Source organism: uncultured Marinobacter sp. (genome assembly GCF_947488835.1).
GTDB lineage: Bacteria > Pseudomonadota > Gammaproteobacteria > Pseudomonadales > Oleiphilaceae > Marinobacter.
The window spans coordinates 31,960-56,739 of record NZ_CANLBK010000001.1 but is presented as its reverse complement, the minus strand read 5'-3'; the positions used below and the strand labels follow the sequence as shown (position 1 = coordinate 56,739).

Here is a 24,780-nt window from a genome sequence, read left to right as displayed (position 1 = left end):
CAGTTACTCGTCGAATCTGCACTCGCTCGCAGCAATTGCACTTGGACCCCCACACCGCACCTGTTAAAATCCGCGGCCTGACCCACTTGCCTAATTGGTTAAGATTCCCATGAGCGAACAGAAGCCTTCCCTGACCTACCGCGATGCGGGCGTTGATATTGACGCCGGTAATGAACTTGTCAGCCGTATCAAGGAAACCGCCGCACGTACCCGGCGCCCTGAGGTTCTGGGAGGACTTGGCGGGTTTGGTGCCATGGTCGCGATCCCTCCAGGGTACAAAGAACCCATCATGGTGTCTGGCACCGATGGCGTGGGCACAAAGCTCAGACTGGCCATGCAACTCGAAAAGCATGACAGCATTGGTATTGATCTGGTCGCCATGTGCGTGAACGATCTTATCGTAGGTGGCGCAGAGCCCTTGTTCTTCCTGGACTACTACGCCACTGGAAAACTGAACATAGACATAGCCGCGAAGGTAGTGGCTGGAATTGGCGAAGGCTGCGAACAGTCCGGCTGCGCGCTGGTAGGTGGCGAAACGGCTGAAATGCCGGGCATGTATGAAGGCGACGACTACGACCTGGCCGGCTTCTGCGTTGGCGTAGCAGAGCGCAGCGAAATTATAGATGGCAGTAATGTGCGCGAAGGCGACGTGCTGCTGGCACTGGCATCGTCAGGCCCCCACTCCAATGGTTACTCACTGATTCGCAAGATCCTTGAGGTTAGCAGCGCCGACCTTAAGCAGCCTATTGGCGATACCACTCTTGAAAATGCACTGATGGAGCCCACACGGATCTACGTCAAAAACGTGCTGAAGCTCATTCAGCAGGTGGACGTAAACGCTCTCTCCCACATCACGGGTGGCGGTTTACCAGAAAACATCCCCAGAGTTCTGCCCAAAGGTATGGTTGCTGCTATCGATACCACAAGTTGGGAGCTACCTCCCGTATTCCAATGGCTTAAAGAGGCGGGTGGTGTTGCCATTGAAGAAATGTACCGCACCTTTAACTGCGGCATTGGTATGATCGTTTGCATCCCACATAGCCAGAAAGAACTGGCTCTGGATACCCTGAAGGCGCTCGGAGAGACTGCCTGGCAGGTGGGCGCTATTGAGCGCGCTGAGAACCCTGAAGAAGACGCGGTAGTGCGCTATGCACCGGGGCTGCTGTCAGAATGAAGGCAGACCAACCAACTCTACCCAAAATTCTGGTATTGGCTTCCGGCAGCGGGACCAATTTCCAGGCCTTGGTAGACGCAAGCCGGGAACGGGATTTTCCGGGCCAGGTCATCGCTTTGGGCTGCAACCAGCCCAAAGCGTTTGCCCTTGAACGCGCCGCCCAAGCCAACATTGAAACCTTTGTCGTTGATCATAAAGGATTTGGCTCTCGAGACGAGTTCGACGCTGCTCTAATCGCTCACATTCTGCGCTACAGCCCGGATGTCATCGTACTTGCAGGCTTTATGCGAATCCTCACCCCGAGCTTTGTACAGGCATTCCGCGGCAAACTGCTGAACATTCACCCATCGCTTTTGCCAAAGTACACCGGCCTGAACACTCACCAAAGAGTGCTGGATGCTGGTGACAGTACTCACGGTGTCTCAATTCACTTCGTAACCGAGGAACTGGACGGCGGCCCGGTGATTGCGCAAGCAGAGGTCTCTGTGATGCCAGATGACACAAGTGATTCGCTTGCCGAAAAAGTGCAGCTTAAAGAGCACCTGCTGTACCCAATCGTGGTGCGCTGGTTCTGCGAAGGCCGAATACAACTGGGCAGCGACTACGTGCTGTTCGATGGCCAGGTTATGGAAAAACCCATGCGCCTCTCCGACAGTTGAGGCGCACCTTAACAGACTGTCACCACGTGATGCCCACCGACCCGCTAGACTTTCAGCATACTTGAAGGACTCGAGGTCAACGACATGTTTCCAGCTCTAGTTATTGCGCCCTCCCTGAAAACAGGCCGAAACATCGCAGCCAGCCTCCTGTGCGCGCTCGCACTGCTGCCAAGTAACGCTGCACAGGCAGAGCCAGCCCCGGATTTATTTCCTTTTGAAGTCAGTTATGGCGCATCCATGGAAAAGGGCGTCTCCCTGAATGGCAGCGCCAAACGCATCCTCACCTCCCAGGGCAATGATGTCTGGCTGTACCGCACAGAGGTAAAGTCTTTTATTGCCGATCTGGACGAGTCTCTGATACTTAAATGGGAGGATGGCAAGGTTGTTCCCCTCAGGTATCGATATCGCTTGTCTGGCTTCCTTATTAAAGACAGAACCCAATCTATCGATTTCGATTGGAAGGCCGGAGTAGCCACGGGAGATTACAGGGGTAAATCATTCAAAGTAGAGCTGCAGGAAGGTATTCTCGATCCTCTTGGCTTTCAGGTGCAACTGCACCAGGATGTTCTGAACGGAAAGCGCGAGATGGAGTATCAGGTTCTGGATCGCGGTAAGATTGACAGTGAGCGGTTTGCCGTTGTGAACGACAACGCAAGCAGTTCAGATGGCGCCCAATCATCACTACTCAAAGCCGAGAAGGTTCGTGAAAACTCCAAACGCGAAACCTTGATGTGGTTTGATCCGGCCAGCCAGTTCGTACTGGTGCGTCTGCTTCAGGTTGAGCCAGACGGCAGCAAGTATGAACTCAAACTCAAGAGCGTGGACCTGGGAGGTTAAACCTCCCGACCCGCCTCGGCCCACACGGCTTTAACTTCATCCGCAATAATGCGCAGCCCCTGAGCCACCCGCTCGTCGTCCTGGGAATAGGTCACACGCAAGCATTCATCACGGTGTTTCCAGCCATCCTCCGGCAATCCCGGGAAGAAGTAATGCCCTGAAACCACCAGAACGCCCCGGGCTTTTAGCCGCTGGTATAGCTCCAGACTGGTGATGGGCAAATCCGGGAACCACAGCCACAGGAACATGGCGCCCTCAGGTTTGTGCACATACCAGCGACAGCTGTCTTCGCCCATGGCCTCACGAAACGCGGCTACCGCCCGCTCCATCTTTCGCTTATAAAACGGGCAAACGACATCCCGGCTCAATGAGAGGATTTCTCCGGAACGCACCAGCGGCTCGGCCAGCATGGCACCAAAGCTACCTGTTGCCAGGTTCATGATCGCGTTGATTCCAGACAGCGCTTTGATAACGGGCGCTGAAGCAATCACAATCCCGGTGCGGGCAGCCGGCAAACCAAGCTTGGACAAACTCAGACAAAGGATAATCTGTTCGTTCCAGGTGGGCTTGGCATCTACAAACAACAGGCTTGGAAAAGGTGTGCCGTAGGCCCCATCCACAATCAGCGGTATGTTGTGCTGACGCGCCATCTCCTCTAACCGGGCCAACTCTTCGTCGGTCACCACGTTGCCGGTCGGGTTAGTTGGTCGGGATACACAAATGGCCCCCGTCTCTCCCGTTACTTCTACCGCATCAAAGTCCACACGGTATTTGAATTCGTGGGCATCGGTGAACGAAATATCGGGCTGCACCGCGTGAAATAACCCCGGCTCAATACCAGCATCGGCATAACCTATGTACTCAGGCGCCAGTGGCAGGAGTATGTGCTTTCGCTGGCCTTCGCCGTAATCGCCACCAAACATGTTAAACAACATGAAAAAAGCGGCCTGGCTGCCGTTGGTCAGTGCGATGTTTTCCGGCTTCAGATCCCAGCCATACTCTCGGCTTAGCAGGTCTGCCAGTGACGTAATAAACTGCTTTTCTCCCTGGGGGGGATCGTATATTCCCACCAACCGGCGAACGTCGCTTTCACTCTTGCTCATGTCCGCCAAAATTTCCTGCACTCGCGCCTGAATTTCAGGGATGTGCCCCGGATTCCCACCCCCCATCATGATCATGTCGCCGCCAGAAGCCATGGCGTTACCCAGATCATCCATCAGCGAGGTGATGCCTGCGTCGGCGGTGAACTTACGGCCAAAAGTGGAGAGTTTCATGGGGTTGCATCCATAGGGTCGGTACTGAACATTTAGCGGGAGTGGCGAAAACCAGTTCCAAGACGGGGAAGGATTCAGTCTCCTGGCGAGATACCAAGATTACTGACGCCGTCGTTGGCAGCAGTTTCCCGTACTTCGGTAATAAATTGCTCTACTGGGGTGCGCTGGCGTTTCAGCTCAAGCACGAGGTTGCGCTGAAAGGCTTTATCTTCTTTCATCAGGGGGTGTGAGTCGAGCAGGCGGACCAGCTCATATTCTTCCAGCCCGTCACCTTCAGACAGCTCAATGAAACTCATTACCGTACTCGTTGCCAATTGTGAGGCTTCTGTCGCACGGTGTTTTGAGGGATTCAGTCGATTCAGTAACGCTTGCTCTAGCAGCTGACAGAAATCAAACGCCGGGTATACACCATAAGCGTCATAAGCCCCCACATCCGGAGACAAGGCTTCGAGCTTTACCAGCAGTTGCGGTATGGCGGATTCGGCTACATCTTCCTGAAGTGTGCCCCAGGCGAGATCGAGTATCTGGTGCATTTTGCCGCCGGTTTTCAGGTCAACCGCTTCGGCAAAGAGCGCATAGTTCGGAAACGAGCGCTCGGCAAGTGCCAGCAGGAAGGCGCATTCACGCCATCCCTGCAATTGGGCTACTGCTTTAAGAAACTGGTTGGCGTTCATGTTTTTGGCAGTGTTACGCCAGTCTGGCCAAAGTACTTTCCGCCCCGATCTTTGTAGCTGGTCTCGCAAATCTCGTCAGATTCAAAGAAGAGCATCTGGGCTACACCTTCGTTGGCGTAGATTTTCGCCGGGAGGTTGGTTGTGTTGGAAAACTCCAGGGTTACGTGCCCTTCCCACTCTGGCTCCAGCGGTGTGACGTTTACGATGATGCCGCAGCGCGCGTAGGTGGATTTACCCAGGCAGATGGTGAGTACGCTGCGGGGAATTCGGAAGTATTCGACGGTGCGCGCTAGGGCAAAGGAGTTCGGCGGGATGATGCAAACGTCGCCGGTGAAGTCTACGAAGCTTTTTTCGTCGAAGTTTTTGGGGTCGACGGTGACGGAGTGTACGTTGGTGAAGATTTTGAATTCGTTGCTGCAACGTACGTCGTAGCCGTAGCTTGAGGTACCGTAGGAGATAACTCGGCCTTGCTCACCGTCACGAACCTGGCCGCTTTCGAAGGGCTCGATCATGCGGTGCTGTTCAGCCATTCGGCGAATCCACTTGTCAGCTTTGATGCTCATGGCGAAATCTCGTTTCTACTTGGGAAAATTGGGGCGTAGTTTACCTGTTCGGTTGGGTTCTGTCGAAGCCATTGATTGCCGGCATTTGGTGGCCACAGGAACAGTTTCCTCGGGGGCTGCAGTCACGGGAAAGGCGGTTCAAAAACCGCTTCGAGCACATCCATGTGGGCTTGTCTCCGGCCATCCCTGGCCTACGACATTTTTGAACCGCCTTTCCCGCGCCTGCGATCAGACTATTGAGCAGCTCGCCGAGCAAACCAACTCATATTTAGTGCGACTTTACAGACACACTTGAGATGGCGCCGCTGAGGTTTCGCTCCCTTGTGGAAAGCTCTGCCCCAACCCGGCGGGCAATATCACGGTAACGGAGTGCTACTTCAGATTCAGGGACAGCAACCACAGTTGGCTTGCCGCCGTCTGTTTGCTCACGGATGGTCATGTGCAAGGGCAGCTGGCCCAGCAGGGTTGTTTCGTATTCATCGGCAATGCGCTCGCCACCGCCGTCGCCGAATAGGTGTTCTTCGTGGCCGCAGTTGCTGCAGATGTGAACGCTCATGTTTTCCACAACGCCCAGTACGGGGATTTCGACTTTGCGGAACATTTCTATGCCGCGTTTGCCGTCAAGCAAAGCAATATCCTGAGGGGTGGTAACAATGACCGCACCGGTAACCGGAACTTTCTGGGCCAGCGTGAGCTGAATGTCGCCAGTGCCCGGGGGCATGTCGACGATGAGGTAGTCGAGTTCATCCCACAGGGTTTGCTGTAAGAGCTGCATAACAGCACCACTAACCATGGGGCCGCGCCATACCATGGGGGTTTTATCGGTGGTTACGAAGGCCATAGACATGCACTGGAGGCCGTGGGCTTCCATGGGGACAAAGTACTTTTCTTCTCGCACGTCCGGGCGCTTGCCCTCGGGAACCCCCAGCATCATGCCCATGCTAGGGCCATAGATATCAGCGTCAAGCACGCCTACGCGAGCGCCTTCGGCATGGAGTGCCAGAGCCAGGTTGACAGCGGTGGTGGATTTGCCAACGCCGCCTTTACCCGAGGCAACCGCAATGATGTTTTTGACGCCAGGAACGGATGGCAGGTCTTTCTGGACTTTGTAGGAGTGGATTTTCTGAGCCACATGCACTTCAGCAGTCTCAACACCATCAACATTTTCCAGCGCATTGGCGACCAACTGTTTCAGGCCGCCTGCGATGCCTTTTGACGGGTATGACAGCTCTACCATCACCGTAACTTTGCCTGCTTCATCAGCTACCAGCGACTTTACGGCACCCAGCTCGTAAAGATCCTTTTCCAGGTAGGGATCTCGGTATTCACGAACGGCCTTTTGCAGGGCCTGCTCTGAAATCTGTGTCATCTGGCTCTCCGTAAATTAGCTCATGCGGGTTTTCAGCATGAAAACAGGTGTTTCGGGTGAAAATTATCTGTTCAAAAGGTATCATCTGTGCCCGTTTCTGACCATACAACCCTTACTCTGATGAAAGGTTCGGACACACCATGACGCAAGCGAGTTCAAAGCAACAGCGCGATATTCTGGTTACCAGCGCCCTGCCCTATGCCAATGGCCCCATTCACCTGGGCCACCTGCTGGAATACATTCAGACCGATATCTGGGTGCGCTATCAGAATATGCGAGGCCATACTTGCTACTACGTTTGCGCCGATGATGCCCACGGCACCGCCATTATGCTTCGTGCCGAGCGGGAAGGCATCACGCCCGAGCAGTTGATTGACCGCATCCGTGAGGAACATCAGCAGGATTTCGCCGGGTTTCACATCCGCTTTGATAACTACTACACCACCCATTCGGAAGAGAACCGGTACTTTTCTGAGTACATCTACCGTCAGTTGCAACAGAACGGAAAGATCGCGACTCGCAACATCACTCAGTTCTTCGACCCAGAGAAGAACATGTTTCTTGCGGATCGATTCATCAAGGGCACATGCCCCAAGTGTAAAACTGACGATCAATATGGCGATAACTGCGAAGCTTGCGGCGCAACCTACACTCCTGCTGAGTTGATCAACCCTCGCTCAGCAGTGTCCGGCGCTACACCAATTGAGAAGGATTCCGAGCATTACTTTTTCAAGTTGCCCGAATTCACCGAGTTCCTGACTCAGTGGACCCGCAGTGGCGCGCTGCAACCTCAAGTTGCCAATAAGCTGGCTGAATGGCTTGATGCAGGCCTGCAAGAATGGGACATCAGCCGTGATGCACCTTACTTTGGCTTTGAAATTCCCGATGCCCCCGGCAAGTTTTTCTATGTTTGGCTGGATGCGCCTATTGGCTACCTCGCAAGCTTCAAGAACTTCTGCAACCGGGAAGACGTGGATTTCGAACACTTCTGGAAGGTAGATTCCACTGCCGAGGTTTATCACTTTATCGGCAAGGATATTATCAACTTCCACGCCCTCTTCTGGCCGGCAATGCTGCACGATGCGGGCTTCCGCACGCCAACAGCAGTCTGGGCCCACGGTTTTGTAACCGTTAACGGCAAGAAGATGTCCAAATCCCGGGGCACGTTCATTATGGCCCGTACCTATCTGGATCATCTAAACCCGGAATATCTGCGCTATTACTTTGCCGCCAAACTGACTGGCGGCGTGGATGACATGGACTTGAACCTCGAGGACTTTGCCGCGCGAGTGAATTCAGATCTGGTCGGCAAGGTAGTTAACATTGCCAGCCGCAGTGCCGGTTTCATTACCAAGCGATTTGACGGCAAGCTTGGCCAGGTGACCGAACACGACAAGCTGAAGAAATTTATTGAAGCGGGCGAAGAACTGGAAGCTTTCTATGAAGCGCGTGAATTTGGCCGTGCCATGCGCCGCATCATGGAACTGGCAGACATTGCCAACCAGTACGTGAACGATGAGCAGCCCTGGGTCGTAGCCAAGCAGGAAGGTCAGGACGAAAAACTGCAGGCCATCTGCACCAACGCCCTGAACATGTTCCACCTGCTGATGACCTACCTTGCTCCGGTGCTGCCAGAGACGGCCAAGGCATCCGAGGAGTTCCTGAACGCCAAACTGGATTGGAACAATCGCAGCGAGCGACTGGAAAACCACAGCATCAACAAATTCACCCCATTGATGAGCCGGGTAGACATGGCGCAGATCGAAAAGATGCTGGATGCGTCGAAAGAAGAGATGCCTGCGGCCATCGGTAAGCCAGCCCAGGCAGCCAAGCCTGACAATAGCGAAGCCATCGCCGATGAAATCGAGTTTGATGATTTCGCAAAGGTGGACCTTCGAGTGGTAAAAATCGTTAAAGCCGAGCATGTGGAAGGCGCAGACAAGCTTCTTCGCCTGACGCTTGATTTGGGGCAAGGCGAGCGCAACGTGTTTGCTGGTATCAAGTCGGCTTACAAGCCCGAGGATCTGGAGGGTCGCCTGACCGTCATGGTAGCCAACCTCAAACCCCGTAAAATGAAGTTTGGCATGTCCGAAGGCATGGTTCTGGCAGCTGGCCCGAGCGGCAAGGATATCTTTATCCTGTCTCCTGATTCGGGTGCCACACCCGGCATGCGTGTGATGTAAACAAAGGTCGAGGCAGAGCGATCCGGTGATGCAACAATGACAGAATATTTACTGATCTTGGTCAGCACCATTCTGGTGAACAACTTCGTGCTGGTGCAGTTTCTTGGCCTGTGCCCCTTCATGGGGGTTTCAGGCAAGTTGGAAACGGCCATGGGCATGTCGCTGGCCACCACGTTTGTGCTGACTCTGTCATCGGTATGCAGCTATCTTGCCTATACCTACCTGTTGGCGCCTCTGGACCTGGTGTTTCTGAAAACCATCACTTTCATTCTGGTGATTGCTGTGGTGGTTCAGTTCACTGAAATGGTTGTGCGTAAAACCAGCCCTCTGCTCTACCGGGTGCTGGGTATTTTCCTGCCGCTGATTACCACCAACTGCGCCGTGCTCGGCGTAGCGCTTCTTAACCTGAACAAAAACAACAACTTCGTTGAATCAGTGCTCTACGGTTTTGGCGCTGCCGCCGGCTTCTCGCTGGTGCTGGTGCTCTTTGCCGCAATGCGCGAGCGCATTGCCGTGTCTGATGTCCCAGTGTCCTTTCAGGGCGCCGCGATTGGCATGGTAACCGCAGGGTTGATGTCACTGGCGTTTCTGGGCTTTACCGGCCTGGTCAGCGTTTAACGGAGACGCAGTTTTATGTGGACAGGCATTCTTATCGCCGTTCTGGTTCTGCTTGCCCTCGCACTGGCGTTTGGCGCTTTGCTGGGCTTTGCCTCGGAGCGCTTTAGGGTAGAAGGCAATCCGCTGGTGGAACAGATCGACGCAATGCTGCCGCAAACCCAATGTGGCCAGTGCGGTTTCCCTGGCTGCCGTCCCTATGCCGAATCCATTGCCGAGGGTGGTGCCATCAATAAATGCCCTCCCGGCGGCGAGTCCACTATCAAAGCGCTGGCCGACCTGCTCGATGTGGAGCCCCAACCCTTGGATGCAGAGCACGGGGTAGAACAAGCTCGAACAGTTGCCGTGATACGGGAAGATGAATGTATAGGGTGCACCAAGTGCATTCAGGCCTGTCCGGTAGACGCAATTCTTGGTGCTGCAAAACACATGCACACGGTTATCGAAAGTGAGTGCACAGGCTGTGATCTATGCGTGGAGCCCTGCCCGGTCGATTGCATCGACATGATTACTATCGAACCGGATATCCGCGGATGGACCTGGTCTCAGCCCCGAATCATTGCAACAGACATACAGGAGGCCAACTCCTGATGCCCTCAACTATCAAGCTTTGGGACTTCAGCGGCGGCATTCACCCCGCAGAGAACAAGCAGATTTCAACCCGCCGGCCAATTCAGGCTGCAGGCATTCCCGGGCAACTGGTGTTGCCGCTGCAGCAGCATATAGGTGAGCCCGCAGAGCCTGTAGTGGCGATTGGCGATGTTGTCCTCAAAGGCCAGAAAATAGCCGACGTAAGCCATGGCATGGGCGTTCCACTGCACGCACCCACATCTGGCGTGATCGAGAGCATTGGTGACTACCCGGTACCTCACCCTTCCGGCATGACAGACCAGTGCATCGTTTTGAAGCCTGATGGCAAGGACGAATGGTGCGAGCGCTTCCCGATCAGCGACTACCGCACTCTTGAGCGGGATCAGGTGCTTGGCATTATTCACTCAGCCGGCATCTCCGGCATGGGCGGCGCGGGCTTTCCTACGGATATAAAACTGAAGCCGCCCCGGGACCGCAAAGTCGATACGCTGATTCTCAACGGCGCGGAGTGCGAGCCCTACATCACTGCCGACGACATGACCATGCGCGAGCGTGCCGATAAGGTCGTGGCAGGGTTAAAGATAATGGCCTGGATACTGCGACCCGAGCGTTGCGTGATCGGCATAGAAGATAACAAACCGGAAGCTGCCGCAACACTGCGCGAAGCCATCCACGGCACGCAAATTGAAATAGCGATTATCCCGACCAAATACCCCTCGGGCGGGGAAAAGCAACTGATCCAGATTCTCACTGGCATGGAAGTGCCCAGTGGCGGCATTCCGGCAGATATAGGTGTCATGTGCCAGAACGTTGGTACCGCCGTAGCCGTGTCCGACGCTGTTTTCGAGGGTTCGCCGCTTATTAATCGGGTGGTCACTGTGAGCGGTGAAGCCGCTGAAAGCCCGGGCAATTTTGATGTATTGCTTGGCACACCCATTGCCTATCTACTGGAACAAGCGGGCTTGCAGCATGACTTGGTCAGTCGCCTGGTACTGGGTGGCCCCATGATGGGCTACACCCTGAACACCACAGCTGTGCCGGTTATCAAGACCAGTAATTGCATCATTGCTGCGACCGCCAGTGAGCTGCCTGCACCGCCACCGGAGCAAGCGTGTATCCGCTGCGGCCAATGTGCAGAGGTTTGCCCCATGGAACTGCTACCGCAGCAGTTATTCTGGCATTCCAAAGCTACCGAGTTCGAAAAAGCAGAGCATCTGAACCTGTTCGACTGCATAGAGTGCGGTGCCTGTTCTTACGTTTGCCCCAGTTCCATCCCGCTGGTGCAATACTATCGCTACGCCAAGGGCGAGATCCGCGTACAGCGTGCAGAACAGCTGAAAGCCGATAGAGCACGGGAGCGTTTCGAAGCCCGCCAGCAAAGGCTTGAGCGCGAACAGCAGGAGAAAGAATTGCGCCGCAAAGAGCGCGCCAAAGCCGCTGCGCAAGCTCAGGCCCTGAAGAAAGCAGAAGCCGAGCAGGCCACGGCCAATGGAGAGGCTGTTGACGAGCGAGCGGCGAAATCCGCCTTGGTGGAGCAAGCTCTGGCGCGGAAAAAAGCCAGTTCAGAAGCCAGCAGTGCAAAGGTAACAGCCCCGCCAGAGCCAGAGCCAGAGCAGGAAACGCCCGATTTGGATGTGCTGGAAAAACAGTTCTCTCAGGCGCTGTCCAAATTGGAAACCATGCAGGCCATGCTTGGAGATGCAAAAGCACAACAGGCAGACAACGTGGACAAGCTTGAACGAGCCGTTGCCAAGAACCACGACCGGGTTAAGCGGGCAGAGGAAGCCCTTGCGGATGCACGCAAAACGCTGGCAGCTCAAACTGAACCACAATCCATCAAATAATTCGAATCAGGCCCGATTTTCATGGCGTTTGTTCAACAGTCTTCACCCCATGCTCACAAGGCTCGCCCTACCTCAAAGGTGATGCTGTGGGTCATACTCGCGGCCTTGCCCGGGTTGCTGGCACAAACCCTGTTTTTTGGCTGGGGCAACCTCATCAACGTAGTCTGGTGCATTGCCATCGCCTTGGCGTCGGAAGCCGCTGTTCTCAAATTGCGCAGCAAACCGGTAGCGTTTGTTCTCAAGGACAACACCGCCGCTGTAACCGGGCTTCTGCTCGGGCTATCCATGCCTCAGTTTGCACCCTGGTGGGTATCCGCAGTGGCCGTCATTTCCGCAATCGTGATCGCCAAACAGCTTTATGGCGGGCTGGGCTCTAACCCCTTCAACCCTGCCATGGTGGGCTACGCGCTGGTACTGATCTCGTTCCCCGTTGCCATGACCACCAACTGGGCTGAGCCGGCATTACTCTGGGACAAGGCTCCTGGCTTCGGAGATACACTGGCGGCCATTGCCTCAGGACAGCAAACCGCGGTTGATGGCTGGACCATGGCCACCCCGCTCGATGAATACAAACATAAAATTGCGACTCACACTTCGGAGGAAGTTCTTGTCCACCCCACGTTCGGCGATGGGTTTGCAAGGGGCTGGGAATGGGTAAATGCTGCCTTTCTGGCTGGCGGGCTTGTGCTGATCGGCCTCAGAATTATCACCTGGCACATTCCAGCAGCGTTTCTGGGCGCACTGATCGTTATGAGCCTGGCCTTTGGTAGCAACGCCGACGAGTTCGCACCGCTTTCACTGCACCTGTTGGCAGGCGGCACCATGCTCGGTGCATTTTTCATCGCCACCGATCCGGTTTCTGCAGCAACCAGCCATCAGGGCAAACTGATTTATGGCGCGGGTATTGGCGTACTGATCTATCTGATCCGGAGCTGGGGCAACTATCCGGATGCCGTTGCATTCAGTGTGCTGCTTATGAATTTTGCCGTGCCCTTTATCGACCATTACACGCCGCCGCGAACCTACGGCCATCACAAGGCCCGCAGGGGGTTTTCTGGCGGGGGCAGGAGCTGATCATGGCCACCATGATTCAATCGATTCGGCGCAGCGCCATTGGCCTTGGTATATTTGCTGTCATTACTGGCGGCACCATTGCGTTTACGCAAGCATTGACCAGCGAGCGCATCAAGGAACAAGCCGCCAAGGCAGAAGCCAAAGCACTGTTCGCGATTATTCCTGAGAGTGATCACAACAACGATCTGCTCAAGGATACGCTGGTACTGCCTGCCAGTGATCGTTCGGCAACCGGAGGCCCGGTTACAGTATGGGTCGCCCGCCAGGACGGAGAGCCAGTCGGCATGATCATGCCGGCGGTTGCGCCAGACGGCTATTCGGGCACGATCAAACTGCTGGTCGGCATTGATCTGCAGGGAAAGGTTCTGGGTGTTCGTGTTATCGCACACAAGGAAACCCCAGGCTTGGGTGACCGGATAGAAACCCGGAAATCCGACTGGGTTAAAGATTTCGAGGGGCGCTCTCTCGGGAACCCCACACCAAAGCAATGGAATGTGAAAAAGAACGGCGGCGTTTTTGACCAGTTTACCGGAGCCACCATCACGCCAAGAGCCGTGGTGAAAGCCGTGCAGAAATCCTTGATCTATTTCCGGCAGAACCAGCAGGCAATCCAGGCTCAACTGAACAGCACCCCAGCAGGACAAGGCCCGGTGGTAACACCCGGAGATCTGACGGATGAATCCCTGAACGTGGAGCAATTTTGATCATGGCAACTAAAACCTCCAGTGAGATCATTCGTGACGGGCTTTGGGACAACAACCCTGCCCTGGTTCAGGTACTGGGGCTGTGCCCACTTCTTGCGGTTACCAGCACCGTCGTTAACGCAATTGGTCTTGGTCTGGCAACCCTGATGGTGCTAATGGGTTCGAACCTCGCGGTGTCGCTGATCCGGAACTTCGTCAGTGAATCTGTACGGCTACCCGCGTTCGTGATGATTATTGCCTCGTTCGTAACCTGCGCTGAATTACTGATGCAGGCATACACCTACGAGCTGTACCAGATTCTGGGTATCTTTATCCCCCTCATAGTCACCAACTGCGCCATTCTTGGCCGGGCCGATGCTTTTGCCTCTCGCAATGCCCCAGGTCCTGCACTGCTTGACGGCGCGATGATGGGTGCGGGTTTTCTTGTCGTGCTCATCATCCTCGGCGGCATGCGCGAACTCATCGGCCAAGGCACCCTATTTGCTGACATGCATCTACTACTCGGCCCCATGGCTTCAGACTGGGTTATCGAGCCATTCGCAAACTACCCCGATATGCTATTCATGGTACTGCCGCCCGGCGCATTCGTCGGTCTCGGCCTGTTAATAGCCATGAAAAACGGCATTGATCGGCATCTCAAGGAGCGTCAGAAGGCACTCCAGCCAACAACAACTCCCGGTAGCAAGCGCGTGCGCGTCACCGGAAACGTCTCATGATTTATCATCGGAGCCGTAACGAAACATCATGAATAAAGAAAAACGTATTGAAATTTTCTCTCGATTTCGGGATGCCAACCCCAAACCAGAAACCGAGCTAAACTATAACAACCCCTTTGAGCTGCTGATTGCCGTTATTCTGTCTGCCCAGGCAACGGATGTCGGCGTCAACAAGGCCACCGACAAACTCTACCCTGTCGCCAACACGCCCGAAGCCATACTTGCGCTTGGCGTGGATGGATTAAAGGAATACATCAAGACCATCGGGCTCTTCAACACCAAAGCTGAAAACGTTATCAAGACGTGCCGCATGCTGATTGAAAAGCACGACAGCGTAGTCCCTGATAACCGAGAGGATCTTGAAGCCCTCCCCGGGGTTGGCCGCAAAACCGCAAACGTGGTTCTCAACACAGCATTCGGACAGCCCGCCATGGCGGTAGACACCCATATCTTCAGGGTATCCAACCGCACGGGCATCGCTCCGGGGAAAAACGTGTTAGAGGTTGAAAAGCGTCTGATGCGGCTGGTACCCAAAGATTTTCTGCTGGACGCGCACCACTGGCTTATCCTGCATGGGCGCTACACCTGCGTAGCCCGAAAGCCCAGGTGTGGTGCCTGCATTATCGAAGATCTTTGCGAGTTCAAGGACAAAAACGATTACCAGTAAACATTCGTTTTGTGCACTAAAAAGCCGGCAATTGCCGGCTTTTTAGTGGGATGCTGGGGTAGCTCTTATTACTTGCCGAGCATTTCTTTCTTCAGACTCTTCTGCGCAGGAGCATCCGATAGCCAGATTCCGAACAGCGCTTTTTTGAACGCCAGGTCCCCCACAGTATCTTTTTGCTCGCCGTTTTTCAGGACCTTCACACCTTCCCCCGGCACATAAACAAGATCAAACACGTCACCTTCTTTGATCTCTTCTTTGAACACAGACATGAACTGGTCAATATCAGCCTTAACCGATGACATATCACCATCTGTTGAAGCCTCAAAACCTTCCATGGTTGCTTCAGTCATGCGGTCGCTGGTGATCATGCCCGAAGTAATATGCAGCGTGATAGCCTGGGGCTCATCCGCTTCAACAACGGCAGTACCATCCTTTTGCGCTTGGGGCACATAAAGACTGCCAACATACAGATCCATGAAAAACTTGGACCGGGTACCTGCACCGTTCAACTGAAGCTCAGTGCTGCCTGCAGTATAAGTATCTGGAACGTCAACACCGCCAACCGTTACTGCCGCAGCAGGCGTTGCGAGTGTGGCCGCCAACATAAGAGATGCCAAGCCCGTCAAAAACGTTTTTTTCATAGTCCTTTCCTTTTCAGTCATTATTATGAGATTTCATTCGTCACCAAGTACAAATCCTTAGCCCCCGGCGTAGCTATTCTACCAACGACCGGCTCGGGTTAAGCGCCACCTGGTTCTCATTTGCAGGGTTACTTTTTTACAAGTTGTTTATGCAGATATATTTTTTCAGCGCCAGTAAAACACGAAACGCCGGCCATGATGCATGGCCGGCGTTTAGAGTGCTGCGTCAGAAAAGCTATTTAAATAGCAGGCTCCCTGTGAGCCCTTCTTTTTCCAGGATTTCACGCAGGCGCCGCAACGCTTCTACCTGGATCTGGCGAACACGTTCGCGAGTCAGGCCAATTTCCTGGCCAACCTCTTCCAGTGTGCTAACCGGGTAACCCCGAAGACCGAAACGGCGGGACAGAACCTCCTGCTGCTTTTCACTTAGCTGATCTATCCACTTCCCAATGCAGGCGCTCATGTTGTTTTCCTGCAACACATCGGCAGGGTCAGATGCGCCTTCATCTGCGACAGTATCAAGCAGGGATTTCTCGCCGCCGGGGCCAATGGGCGTGTCCATGGATGCAACACGTTCATTCAAGCCTAGCATTCGTTTTACATCGTTGACTGGCTTGCCGACCAACTGGGCAATTTCTTCGGCTGTCGGCTCGTGATCAAGCTTTTGCGTCAGCTCTCGCGCTGCCCGCAAGTACAAGTTGAGTTCTTTAACTACGTGGATAGGCAACCGGATGGTGCGGGTCTGGTTCATAATGGCCCGCTCAATCGTCTGGCGGATCCACCATGTTGCATAGGTAGAGAAGCGGAAGCCTCGCTCCGGGTCAAACTTCTCAACCGCACGAATCAGGCCGAGATTACCCTCCTCAATCAGGTCTAGCAGGGTCAGGCCACGATTCACATAGCGCCGTGCTATTTTCACAACCAGTCGAAGGTTACTCTCAATCATTCGCTTGCGGCCAGACTCCTCTCCTTTACGCGCAAGACGTGCAAAGTAGACCTCCTCTTCCGGAGTCAGGAGCGGCGAAAAACCAATTTCGTTGAGATAAAGCTGTGTAGGATCCAGCTGTTTGGAGGCACTACTGTAGTAGCTACCTTTGGTGGAGAACTTACCTTCAACCTCAGTAACCTCTGGGGCTGTCTTATCATTTTCTTCTTCTGCGAGAAGTTGCTCCTCAGAATCTTCAACGTCTGTAGAGCCATCAACATCTGTTATGCGATCAATAATGATATCTTCTTGTTCTGCTGACATATCTATTACCCCGCCTTTCAACAATCCTGTTTTTTCGCCCGATACTTCTTTTTATTGCGGACATTGGATACTTCGCTTTTTATTCAGGACTTCTTCAATGGCCAGTTTGGCGCTTTGACCACCTTTTCTTCTTGTTTTGTCGAACCGTGCTTGTCACTAGCGAGGTGGCAGATAATGTGCTGGATCAACCGGGTTTCCATTTTTTCGAATTTCAAAATGTAACTTCGGCCTATCTACACCACTACTACCCAGTTCTGCTATGACTTGCCCGGCTTTCACCCCCTCTCCTTCGCTGACCAGAATCTTCCGATTATGAGCATAAGCGCTCAGATAGCGCTCGTTATGATTCACAATAATCAAATTGCCGTATCCAAGCAAACCATTGCCGGCATAGACCACACTTCCATCTGCGGCAGATCTAACAGCATCCCCGGCTTTCCCCGCAATATCAACGCCTTTGTTGACTTTTCCGGATGCTGAATAGCCTGCAATTACGGTGCCAGAGTGTGGCCAACGCCATGAAACACCGGCCACAGTTTGGGTTCGCGATGCTATTGGTGCAGATGTATCAGGCTTGCGAGTAACCGCAGGTTTCCGGGTATTTGCAGGCGTTGGTACAGGGGGGGTAGCCCGGGTCGCTCCAGCCGACGTGGTGCCCGTTGATCTGGTTGGCTTCGTTGCGACCCGTGAATTACTGTCTGGTTGAGCGGTGCCGCGAAGATCCAGGCGAAGCACCTGCCCTGCACGGATAGTCCAGGGTGGACTGATTCCATTGGCACTGCCCAGCTCTCGGTAATCGCGCCCATAAGTCCAGGCAATGCCGTACAAAGTCTCGCCCGGGCGCACAACATGGCGCCCCCAGTACACCGGAGGGTTGTAGATATCGTCTTGGTGAAGGGCCTGGGTATTACAACCAGACAAGGCACCCGAGAGTACGAGGAACCCCAACAGAAACAGGCAGGCTCGACTGTTTTGAGAAACCCACAAGGTAAACTGGGCACCAACGAGGAACCGCGGGGAAGCCGACTGCGCGGCTTTAGCTGACCCACGAAATAATCTCACAGGAATAGCACCAGCTCGGTTAGACCTAATCTTTATAGACTCTGATTCTGATCAAAGAAGATCCTGAAGTTTCAAAAGTAACTCGCTAATTTATTACACATTTTAAAATCAATTCCAAGTTACTTGCTGACTATCTCCGTTACCCGCTCCGCTCTTTGTTACGGGTGGAAACAAGAGCATGCCTGAAAAGGTAACACGACTTAACCAATGCTATCGCCTAACGCTTGTTCACTTTTCGGCCCTCGCCCACCCAGCCATTCAATCAGTAAGACGAGCACTACGCCTGCTGCAGCGGCCGCCAGCGCGGTGGCAATCTGCGGGTCAGCCCCTGTCAGCTCAAAAAATTGCCAAGGGCTGACACTGACTTCAGTCAGGGGCACTTGCTCGCCGGAACTGTTGGCTCTCCAGCTAAGAGTTTCTTTCCACGGCCAAACTTTATTCAATGCGCCTATCATGAAGCCAGTCAGCAGGGCCAGAACATGGTCGTGGTACTTGTGAAAAGCCCATGTGATAAGCCTTGCAACAGACAGAAGCCCCACCAGACAGCCAGCCATAAACAAGAACAGCACGGTGATATCGAGGGATTTAATCGCTAAAAGAACCGGTGCGTACATACCGATAATGACCAGAATGAAACTCCCGGAAATTCCGGGCAGAATCATCGCGCATATTGCGACAGCGCCAGCGGCGAAAAATGTCAGCGCCGAAGGGTTAACCTGCCCTGCAGACAAGGTTGTGATCCACCAGGCAATCGCAATGCCCGAAATAAGGGGGCCAAGCAACGCTGACCGATAACGCCTTGCCTGACGCCCAACGTGCCAGACAGACGCCAGAATTAGCCCGAAGAAAAAGCTCCAGACAAGAATTGGATACTCGGCCAGCATATAGCTTATGCCAGAGGCCAGAGTCACAATGCTGACAAGAATACCCAGCAGCAGCGTGCTGAGAAAAGTGCCATCACATGCCTGCCAGAAGGACCTCACATTGCCCCGGAGCAGATCCTTGAACACAGCTCCCGGAACTGCATTAATCGCCTCAAGAAGCCGAAAATATATACCGGTGATGAAGGCCACTGTCCCCCCGGAAACACCGGGAACAATATCTGCCGCTCCCATCGCCATGCCTTTGAGAAACACCGAGGCGGGATGTTGCTGACCGTTCAACGGACAACCCCACCCAACAGGGGTACGAAGCGAACCGGTTCTAATTCTCGCCGCTCAAACTGATCACCCTTGCGTATCACCTCAACCAATACCTGGTGCTCTTCACCGACAGGTGCTATCAATACTCCCCCGTCAGCAAGCTGATCCAAAAGCTCTGAGGGGATCTCCACGGGAGCGGCGGTAACAATAATGCCGTCAAATGGCCCCCTATCCGGCCATCCCATACCTCCGTCTGCATGCTTGAGCATGACGTTCCGGATATTGAGTTGCCGTAACCGATCACGGGCACGATCCTGAAGTGGCTTGATCCGTTCAACGCTGTAAATCTGATCAAACAGCTGGGACAAAACCGCCGTTTGATAGCCTGACCCGGTACCCAATTCCAACACTCTGGCAGGTTCGTGCCCGAGAAGCAGTTCGGTCATTCGAGCAACGATGTAGGGCTGGGACAGCGTCTGCCCATAGCCGATAGGCAGGGCCGTGTCCTCATAAGCCCGATGGGACAATGCCTCATCGAGAAAGATATGACGGGGAACCTGCCCCATAATATCCAGCACGCGATCAGAGCTGATGCCGGATTCCTTGAGGCGTTGAACCAGGCGCATGCGTGTGCGCCGGGAGGTCATCCCTATACCTTGAATCTCACCACTCACACATCATCCCCCATGGATGTCTGAAGGGAATCCACCCAGGTTCTGAGCGATACGAGGGCTTCATGGCGAGTCATATCAATGTGTACCGGCGTAAGAGAAACGTAACCTTGCGCAACCGCATGGAAGTCGGTTCCCGGGCCGGCATCACCGCCTTTGCCTGCAGCACCAATCCAGTAACGCTCCTTTCCCCTCGGGCAGGTCATAGGTACAGCACCTTCCGCTCGCTCCCGATCACCCAGGCGGGTTACGCGGAACCCCGCGAGCTCTTCCCACGGCAAGTCTGGCACGTTCACATTCAGAATAGAGCGCGGCCCTAAAACAAACGGGCGCTGGCTTTCAAGGAGCATGCGTACAACCCTGGCAGCCGTGTCGTAATGATTGCGCCCCTCACTGACCAGAGATACCGCAATAGCTGGCAAACCAAGATGACGGCCTTCGGTGGCTGCAGCTACGGTACCTGAGTAGATAATATCGTCACCCAGGTTGGCGTGGGTGTTGATACCCGAAACCACCCGGTCGAAAGGCTCATCAAATAATCCGTTAACTGCCAGATGCACACAATCTGTGGGCGTGCCATCGATAGAACGGAAACCATTGGGATGCCGCTCGACCGTAAGGGGGCGATTGAGCGTCAACGCGTTACTCGCGCCGCTGTGATCCCTGTCCGGTGCAACCACCTCAAGATCACCCAAGCCTTTGAGTCCTTCATACAGGGCGATAAGCCCTGGTGAATGAACACCATCATCGTTAGACAACAGAATACGCAAAGTACACTCCAGATATTTGCTAGCTAAACACTAGCCAACCGAAACCAGTTAGCTGTGTTATTTGTTATGTTGGCTGAGGCTCATGTCCTCAAGCTCAAAAATATCACCCAAAACCGTAGTGGCGTACTGGCCCGGATCCAAAACGAAATCAAGCTGCAAGCTACCATCTTCAAGCCAGCTCCAGATTAAATCCTTTGCCATGGCAACCAGCGGGCGACGCTCGGGCTTCATTCGCGTCGCCAGAAACAGCGATGCCAACTCGGGTGTTTGGGCCACTGTTTCCCGTTCACGCTGCTCTGCCTCACCACTGGCGCTTGTTCCGCCATCGCCCCACAATGGGCCGGTTGGATACTCCGAAGGTTCGCCCGGTATCGGCATTGTCCAGCTACCCTCTGCTACCCGGTCTGCAAGCACTTCATTAAACAACCAGGACCGGGCGGCCGAAAAGTACAATACGTTTTTCCGATCATCTCTGCCACCGCCTGACTTGCCCGCGCTGCGCCCCCGGCCTCTGCGTTTACCTTTCCCGCCACCGCGGTTCAATGCTGCAGGGTCAATATGAACCGCTCGATCCAGATTACCGCCGGCAAAGCCAAACCGCTGGGGCCCAAAGTAGTTTGGTGCGCCCTGCCCTTTCAGGCGTTCAAGGGCACCTTCAACCCGCTCGCGATCAGCATTAACCTGCCTGAGCGTAATTACAAAACGGTTGCCTTGATGATCACCACGGCGCAGTTTGCGCACACTGCGATGAGCCGACAGCACCAGCCAGCGCTCTGAAATCTGCGCTATCAAAGCTGTGTCGTCTCCCATCATACCGGGACGATAAAGACTGAACCATTGACTGGTCACAGCATGGCGATCTTTGAGCCCGCAAAACCCCACGTCATAAGACCGACAACCCGCAAGAGTAGCTAACTCTCCCGCCACAAACTCCGTATTGTCACCCGTTTTTTCGATACGCAAACACAAATGCTCACCTTCGCCGGTAACGCTTACGTGATTAGATGGCTCTGCCTGGTCAGGGAACTCATCCAAAATCTCAGTTACCCGGAAATCTTCCGGTGTGGTTTTCAACTGCGCACTGGCTACCCGTGCACCACCGGATACTGGCCAGTCCAACCGCCATTTTTTTTCATTAATCCCGGTATCACTCACACCGTCACCGGCTCAAGCAGACACACTGCCTGACAAGCAATACCCTCGCCTCGACCGGTAAAGCCCAACTTCTCGCTGGTGGTTGCCTTGACACTCACACGGCTCGCCGGGATACCCAGATCATCCGCAATATTCAGACGCATTGCCTCAATGTGCGGTGCCATTCTAGGTGCCTGCGCAATAATGGTGGTATCTACGTTAAGCACACTAAATCCCTCTTCTGCGACACGAACCATAACCTTACGCAAAAGATCACGGCTATCCGCGCCCGCCCACTCGGCACTGGTGTCCGGAAACAAATGCCCAATATCACCCAGTGCAACTGCACCTAACAAGGCATCTGCCAAAGCATGCAGCAACACATCCCCATCAGAGTGGGCTTTCAAACCCTGGCTGTAAGGAATGGAAACACCGCCAATAATAACGGCATCGCCCTCGCCGAAGGCATGAACATCAAAGCCCTGACCAATTCGCATAATCAACTCCGGGGAAATTCAGACATTCAGAGCCGGCCAAGAATAAAGCCAGCAAGATCCAGATCAGCAGGCACGGTAATCTTGATATTGTCCGGCCGACCCTCCACAAGAACCGGCATATTACCGGAAAACTCCATAGCCGAGGACTCATCCGTAACCGGCTGCTTCTCCTTCAGCGCCCTCTCCAATGCCGCAACCAGCATGGAATAACGGAACATCTGGGGTGTTAACGCACGCCAAAGCCGGCTGCGATCCGCGGTCTCGACTACCTCAGGCAAATCGCCCGACTCCGCCTTTTTAAGCGTATCCGCAACCGGAGCCGCGAGCAGGCCACCTACTGGATGATCCGCCAGTGTTGAAACAAGATTCGCAAGATCGGCCGGATGAACACAAGGACGAGCCGCATCGTGAACCAGCATCCAGTCATCCGCAGCCACCTGTTCTTTGAGAGCGTGCAGCGCCGAGAGCACAGAATCCGCCCGCTCCGCGCCGCCGCTACAGGTTTGAATACGGTCATCATTACTGGCGTCAGACTCTGGCCACCAACTATCCGTTGAATTCAACGGAACCATGCAGCCGGCAAAAACCCCGGAACTCAACATGCGTGACAAAGTGATATCGAGTATAAAGCGATTATTAATACGGAGGTATTGCTTTGGGCATTCAGCCTGCATGCGCTGACCAATGCCTGCGGCGGGAACAATCAACCAGAGTTTAGAGTCACTCATGAGGGTTTCGCACATAGCTGAAAGAGTGGCAGGGGCGTCCTTTTCAGGAATGTCGGTGGCCAAGGATGGCCACCGTCAAGCGCACAGGGAAGTGTTCATAGCGTGTCCTGAAAAGGACGCCCCTGCCGCTCAGTACTCCAATGCTTCGGACCAAAAAAATTACTGCTCAACAACAAGAAAAAAGGTCTCATCATCGCGAATCAGCCCAAGATTCATCCGGGCCCGCTCTTCAACAGCGCCCTGCTCATTACGAAGGTTGCGCACCTCCGCGTAAAGACGCTCATTGCGGGTAGATAGCTCAGCATTCTCCTCACGCTGCTCGGCAATAGAGTGCTCTAACGCCCATACCTGCGCAAAACTACCCTCACCAATCCACAGACGCACCTGCAGCAGGAGAATGAGAACAACCATGAGGGCCCAAAGCAACTTCATTAATACCAATTCCGTTCAGGAGTTAAGCGATCAAAAATCAAACACCGGATGATAAGTATAGACCTTAGAGCAAATTCGCAACAAGTTCTTCTAACTGATTGGGCAAAAAGGCCATCGTGACTGAATTTTCATTCAATCCACGACGGCCTTAACATTTTGTTACCTGCGACCTTGAGGGTCACAGGTAAAAAAACAGCTGCTAAATTCAGCCTTGCCCTTTGATCTCACTGAGACCCAGATAAGGTGCTTTACCTTCCAACGCCTCTTCAATGCGAAGCAGCTGATTGTACTTGGCTACGCGGTCAGAACGGCAAAGCGAGCCCGTTTTGATCTGGCCAGCACGGGTCGCAACCGCCAGATCCGCAATAGTAGTATCTTCAGTTTCACCAGAACGGTGAGAAATAACCGCCGTAAAGCCGGCATCCTGAGCCATTTTGATAGCATCCAGAGTTTCACTCAAGCTACCAATCTGGTTGAACTTGATCAGGATAGAGTTACCCACACCCGTATCAATACCGCGCTTGAGAATCTTGGTATTGGTGACAAAAAGATCATCACCCACCAGCTGTACCTTGTCACCGATTTTCTCGGTCAGCACCTTCCAGCCGTCCCAGTCACTCTCGTCCATGCCATCTTCGATGGACACAATTGGATAGCGCTCAGCCAGACCAGCCAGGTAATCCGCAAAACCTTCAGAATCGAAGCTCTTGCCTTCACCAGCCAATACGTACTGGCCATTCTTGTAAAACTCAGAAGCGGCACAGTCCAGAGCCAGGGTAATGTCCGTGCCCAGCTTGTAGCCTGCCTTTTCAACAGCCTCCTGAATCACCGCCAGAGCTGCTTCATTCGACGGCAGGTTCGGCGCAAAACCGCCCTCGTCGCCTACCGCTGTATTAAGACCTTGAGCCTGCAAAACCTTTTTCAAACTATGAAAAATCTCGGCGCCAATGCGCAGAGCTTCAGAAAAGCTCTTGGCAGTAACCGGCTGAACCATAAACTCCTGAATATCTACGTTGTTATCCGCGTGCTCACCGCCATTCAGAATGTTCATCATCGGCACCGGCATGCTGAACTTGCCGGAGGTGCCGTTGATGTCAGCAATGTGCTCATAAAGCGGCTTACCCAAAGACGCCGCAGCGGCTTTAGCAGCAGCCAGAGAGACTGCCAGAATAGCGTTTGCGCCCAGGTTGGCTTTGTTTTCCGTGCCATCCAATTCCAGCATGATGTTATCCAGACCACGCTGGTCAGCGGCATCTTTGCCCTGCAGCGCAGCACGGATCTTGCTGTTAATGGCCTCAACTGCCTTCAGCACGCCCTTACCCAGATAACGGGATGCATCGCCATCGCGCAGCTCCAGCGCTTCGCGAGAACCGGTGGAAGCGCCAGAGGGTGCACAAGCGCGGCCAAGTGTACCGTCTTCCAGAATCACATCTGCTTCGACAGTAGGGTTACCACGGGAGTCCATAACCTCACGGGCTTTAATGTTGGCAATCTTGGTCATTCTAGGAGT

Annotated in this window: 26 protein-coding genes; 11 read left to right on the top strand and 15 right to left on the bottom strand. The window is 54.0% G+C overall.

All coding sequences use genetic code 11. From position 1 onward, the window contains the following. Window positions 1–109: 109 nt before the first annotated feature. The 3 genes from purM to Q0824_RS00255 all read left to right on the top strand — a co-directional run bounded on the left by purM (window position 110) and on the right by Q0824_RS00255 (window position 2,670). Window positions 110–1,174, top strand: coding sequence for a phosphoribosylformylglycinamidine cyclo-ligase (gene purM, locus Q0824_RS00265; protein WP_298446784.1), 1,065 nt, complete (start codon window positions 110–112; stop codon window positions 1,172–1,174). Continuing rightward, entirely contained in the window at window positions 1,171–1,833 is a 663-nt protein-coding gene (purN, locus tag Q0824_RS00260) for a phosphoribosylglycinamide formyltransferase (protein ID WP_298446783.1), read from the top strand. The genes purM and purN overlap by 4 nt, the downstream gene beginning before the upstream one ends. A gap of 84 nt (window positions 1,834–1,917) precedes the next feature. Beyond that, a complete protein-coding gene (locus Q0824_RS00255; protein ID WP_298446782.1) occupies window positions 1,918–2,670 on the top strand; it encodes a DUF3108 domain-containing protein in 753 nt (250 codons plus the stop codon). On the opposite strand, the gene Q0824_RS00250 is transcribed toward Q0824_RS00255, so the two are convergent. The 4 genes from Q0824_RS00250 to apbC all read right to left on the bottom strand — a co-directional run bounded on the left by Q0824_RS00250 (window position 2,667) and on the right by apbC (window position 6,550). Then, a complete protein-coding gene (locus Q0824_RS00250; protein ID WP_298446781.1) occupies window positions 2,667–3,944 on the bottom strand; it encodes a valine--pyruvate transaminase in 1,278 nt (425 codons plus the stop codon). The two genes, Q0824_RS00255 and Q0824_RS00250, sit on opposite strands and share 4 nt — an antisense overlap. A gap of 74 nt (window positions 3,945–4,018) precedes the next feature. Further along, the gene (locus Q0824_RS00245; protein WP_298446780.1) at window positions 4,019–4,618 is read right to left on the bottom strand and encodes a YjaG family protein; all 600 of its coding nucleotides are present in this window, start codon (window positions 4,616–4,618) and stop codon (window positions 4,019–4,021) included. After that, window positions 4,615–5,181, bottom strand: coding sequence for a dCTP deaminase (gene dcd / locus Q0824_RS00240; protein ID WP_200204240.1), 567 nt, complete (start codon window positions 5,179–5,181; stop codon window positions 4,615–4,617). Before dcd ends, Q0824_RS00245 begins: the two co-directional genes overlap by 4 nt. A 268-nt stretch (window positions 5,182–5,449) precedes the next feature. Continuing rightward, window positions 5,450–6,550 carry an iron-sulfur cluster carrier protein ApbC gene (gene apbC, locus Q0824_RS00235; protein ID WP_298446779.1) on the bottom strand — a complete coding sequence of 367 codons (1,101 nt, stop codon included), beginning with the start codon at window positions 6,548–6,550 and terminating at the stop codon, window positions 5,450–5,452. A gap of 140 nt (window positions 6,551–6,690) precedes the next feature. Between apbC and metG the strand changes: the two genes are divergently transcribed. Genes metG through nth form a run of 8 tightly spaced genes read left to right on the top strand, consistent with a single transcriptional unit; the run spans window position 6,691 to window position 14,944 of the window. Further along, window positions 6,691–8,733, top strand: a complete 2,043-nt coding sequence (metG, locus tag Q0824_RS00230; RefSeq protein WP_298446778.1) for a methionine--tRNA ligase — start codon at window positions 6,691–6,693, stop codon at window positions 8,731–8,733. Between the two features lie 36 nt (window positions 8,734–8,769). Further along, complete coding sequence (gene rsxA, locus Q0824_RS00225) at window positions 8,770–9,351, top strand: electron transport complex subunit RsxA (protein WP_200204228.1); 582 nt, start codon at window positions 8,770–8,772, stop codon at window positions 9,349–9,351. A gap of 15 nt (window positions 9,352–9,366) precedes the next feature. Then, window positions 9,367–9,939, top strand: coding sequence for an electron transport complex subunit RsxB (gene rsxB / locus Q0824_RS00220; RefSeq protein WP_298446777.1), 573 nt, complete (start codon window positions 9,367–9,369; stop codon window positions 9,937–9,939). Then, entirely contained in the window at window positions 9,939–11,783 is a 1,845-nt protein-coding gene (gene rsxC, locus Q0824_RS00215) for an electron transport complex subunit RsxC (protein ID WP_298446776.1), read from the top strand. Before rsxB ends, rsxC begins: the two co-directional genes overlap by 1 nt. Before the next feature lie 21 nt (window positions 11,784–11,804). Continuing rightward, window positions 11,805–12,857: an electron transport complex subunit RsxD gene (gene rsxD, locus Q0824_RS00210; RefSeq protein ID WP_298446775.1), complete on the top strand. Its 1,053-nt coding sequence runs from the start codon at window positions 11,805–11,807 to the stop codon at window positions 12,855–12,857. Window positions 12,858–12,859: 2 nt separating this feature from the next. After that, window positions 12,860–13,561, top strand: coding sequence for an electron transport complex subunit RsxG (gene rsxG, locus Q0824_RS00205; protein ID WP_298446774.1), 702 nt, complete (start codon window positions 12,860–12,862; stop codon window positions 13,559–13,561). 2 nt (window positions 13,562–13,563) lie between these two features. Continuing rightward, on the top strand, window positions 13,564–14,277 hold the full coding sequence (locus Q0824_RS00200; protein WP_298446773.1) for an electron transport complex subunit E: 714 nt from the start codon (window positions 13,564–13,566) through the stop codon (window positions 14,275–14,277). 28 nt (window positions 14,278–14,305) lie between these two features. Then, window positions 14,306–14,944: an endonuclease III gene (nth, locus tag Q0824_RS00195; protein WP_298446772.1), complete on the top strand. Its 639-nt coding sequence runs from the start codon at window positions 14,306–14,308 to the stop codon at window positions 14,942–14,944. A 68-nt stretch (window positions 14,945–15,012) separates the two neighbouring features. Here the strand turns inward: nth and Q0824_RS00190 are convergent, their stop codons facing one another. The 11 genes from Q0824_RS00190 to eno all read right to left on the bottom strand — a co-directional run bounded on the left by Q0824_RS00190 (window position 15,013) and on the right by eno (window position 24,771). Continuing rightward, window positions 15,013–15,585 (bottom strand): chalcone isomerase family protein, encoded by a 573-nt coding sequence (locus Q0824_RS00190; RefSeq protein WP_298446771.1) that lies wholly within the window; start codon window positions 15,583–15,585, stop codon window positions 15,013–15,015. Window positions 15,586–15,820: 235 nt separating this feature from the next. Further along, entirely contained in the window at window positions 15,821–16,834 is a 1,014-nt protein-coding gene (gene rpoS, locus Q0824_RS00185; protein ID WP_298446770.1) for an RNA polymerase sigma factor RpoS, read from the bottom strand. 156 nt (window positions 16,835–16,990) lie between these two features. After that, window positions 16,991–17,791 carry a peptidoglycan DD-metalloendopeptidase family protein gene (locus Q0824_RS00180; protein WP_298449462.1) on the bottom strand — a complete coding sequence of 267 codons (801 nt, stop codon included), beginning with the start codon at window positions 17,789–17,791 and terminating at the stop codon, window positions 16,991–16,993. Window positions 17,792–18,096: 305 nt separating this feature from the next. After that, a complete protein-coding gene (locus tag Q0824_RS00175) occupies window positions 18,097–19,017 on the bottom strand; it encodes a DUF368 domain-containing protein (RefSeq protein WP_298449460.1) in 921 nt (306 codons plus the stop codon). Window positions 19,018–19,055: 38 nt separating this feature from the next. Further along, window positions 19,056–19,712: a protein-L-isoaspartate(D-aspartate) O-methyltransferase gene (locus Q0824_RS00170; protein WP_298446769.1), complete on the bottom strand. Its 657-nt coding sequence runs from the start codon at window positions 19,710–19,712 to the stop codon at window positions 19,056–19,058. Beyond that, the gene (surE, locus tag Q0824_RS00165) at window positions 19,709–20,479 is read right to left on the bottom strand and encodes a 5'/3'-nucleotidase SurE (protein WP_298446768.1); all 771 of its coding nucleotides are present in this window, start codon (window positions 20,477–20,479) and stop codon (window positions 19,709–19,711) included. The genes Q0824_RS00170 and surE overlap by 4 nt, the downstream gene beginning before the upstream one ends. Before the next feature lie 57 nt (window positions 20,480–20,536). Further along, window positions 20,537–21,634, bottom strand: a complete 1,098-nt coding sequence (locus tag Q0824_RS00160) for a tRNA pseudouridine(13) synthase TruD (RefSeq protein ID WP_298446767.1) — start codon at window positions 21,632–21,634, stop codon at window positions 20,537–20,539. Continuing rightward, window positions 21,631–22,110 carry a 2-C-methyl-D-erythritol 2,4-cyclodiphosphate synthase gene (gene ispF / locus Q0824_RS00155; protein ID WP_298446766.1) on the bottom strand — a complete coding sequence of 160 codons (480 nt, stop codon included), beginning with the start codon at window positions 22,108–22,110 and terminating at the stop codon, window positions 21,631–21,633. The genes Q0824_RS00160 and ispF overlap by 4 nt, the downstream gene beginning before the upstream one ends. A 26-nt stretch (window positions 22,111–22,136) precedes the next feature. Next, the gene (gene ispD, locus Q0824_RS00150; protein WP_298449458.1) at window positions 22,137–22,838 is read right to left on the bottom strand and encodes a 2-C-methyl-D-erythritol 4-phosphate cytidylyltransferase; all 702 of its coding nucleotides are present in this window, start codon (window positions 22,836–22,838) and stop codon (window positions 22,137–22,139) included. A 159-nt stretch (window positions 22,839–22,997) separates the two neighbouring features. After that, window positions 22,998–23,270 (bottom strand): septum formation initiator family protein, encoded by a 273-nt coding sequence (locus Q0824_RS00145; RefSeq protein WP_298446765.1) that lies wholly within the window; start codon window positions 23,268–23,270, stop codon window positions 22,998–23,000. A 205-nt stretch (window positions 23,271–23,475) separates the two neighbouring features. Next, window positions 23,476–24,771 carry a phosphopyruvate hydratase gene (eno, locus tag Q0824_RS00140; RefSeq protein WP_298446764.1) on the bottom strand — a complete coding sequence of 432 codons (1,296 nt, stop codon included), beginning with the start codon at window positions 24,769–24,771 and terminating at the stop codon, window positions 23,476–23,478. Window positions 24,772–24,780: the final 9 nt, after the last annotated feature.

Coding starts and splice junctions, on each gene's coding strand:
- purM (WP_298446784.1), top strand. CDS start 110: ATGAGCGAACAGAAGCCTTCCCTGACCTACCGCGATGCGGGCGTTGAT.
- purN (WP_298446783.1), top strand. CDS start 1,171: ATGAAGGCAGACCAACCAACTCTACCCAAAATTCTGGTATTGGCTTCC.
- Q0824_RS00255 (WP_298446782.1), top strand. CDS start 1,918: ATGTTTCCAGCTCTAGTTATTGCGCCCTCCCTGAAAACAGGCCGAAAC.
- Q0824_RS00250 (WP_298446781.1), bottom strand. CDS start 3,944: ATGAAACTCTCCACTTTTGGCCGTAAGTTCACCGCCGACGCAGGCATC.
- Q0824_RS00245 (WP_298446780.1), bottom strand. CDS start 4,618: ATGAACGCCAACCAGTTTCTTAAAGCAGTAGCCCAATTGCAGGGATGG.
- dcd (WP_200204240.1), bottom strand. CDS start 5,181: ATGAGCATCAAAGCTGACAAGTGGATTCGCCGAATGGCTGAACAGCAC.
- apbC (WP_298446779.1), bottom strand. CDS start 6,550: ATGACACAGATTTCAGAGCAGGCCCTGCAAAAGGCCGTTCGTGAATAC.
- metG (WP_298446778.1), top strand. CDS start 6,691: ATGACGCAAGCGAGTTCAAAGCAACAGCGCGATATTCTGGTTACCAGC.
- rsxA (WP_200204228.1), top strand. CDS start 8,770: ATGACAGAATATTTACTGATCTTGGTCAGCACCATTCTGGTGAACAAC.
- rsxB (WP_298446777.1), top strand. CDS start 9,367: ATGTGGACAGGCATTCTTATCGCCGTTCTGGTTCTGCTTGCCCTCGCA.
- rsxC (WP_298446776.1), top strand. CDS start 9,939: ATGCCCTCAACTATCAAGCTTTGGGACTTCAGCGGCGGCATTCACCCC.
- rsxD (WP_298446775.1), top strand. CDS start 11,805: ATGGCGTTTGTTCAACAGTCTTCACCCCATGCTCACAAGGCTCGCCCT.
- rsxG (WP_298446774.1), top strand. CDS start 12,860: ATGGCCACCATGATTCAATCGATTCGGCGCAGCGCCATTGGCCTTGGT.
- Q0824_RS00200 (WP_298446773.1), top strand. CDS start 13,564: ATGGCAACTAAAACCTCCAGTGAGATCATTCGTGACGGGCTTTGGGAC.
- nth (WP_298446772.1), top strand. CDS start 14,306: ATGAATAAAGAAAAACGTATTGAAATTTTCTCTCGATTTCGGGATGCC.
- Q0824_RS00190 (WP_298446771.1), bottom strand. CDS start 15,585: ATGAAAAAAACGTTTTTGACGGGCTTGGCATCTCTTATGTTGGCGGCC.
- rpoS (WP_298446770.1), bottom strand. CDS start 16,834: ATGTCAGCAGAACAAGAAGATATCATTATTGATCGCATAACAGATGTT.
- Q0824_RS00175 (WP_298449460.1), bottom strand. CDS start 19,017: ATGGCGATGGGAGCGGCAGATATTGTTCCCGGTGTTTCCGGGGGGACA.
- ispF (WP_298446766.1), bottom strand. CDS start 22,110: ATGCGAATTGGTCAGGGCTTTGATGTTCATGCCTTCGGCGAGGGCGAT.
- ispD (WP_298449458.1), bottom strand. CDS start 22,838: ATGAGTGACTCTAAACTCTGGTTGATTGTTCCCGCCGCAGGCATTGGT.
- Q0824_RS00145 (WP_298446765.1), bottom strand. CDS start 23,270: ATGAAGTTGCTTTGGGCCCTCATGGTTGTTCTCATTCTCCTGCTGCAG.
- eno (WP_298446764.1), bottom strand. CDS start 24,771: ATGACCAAGATTGCCAACATTAAAGCCCGTGAGGTTATGGACTCCCGT.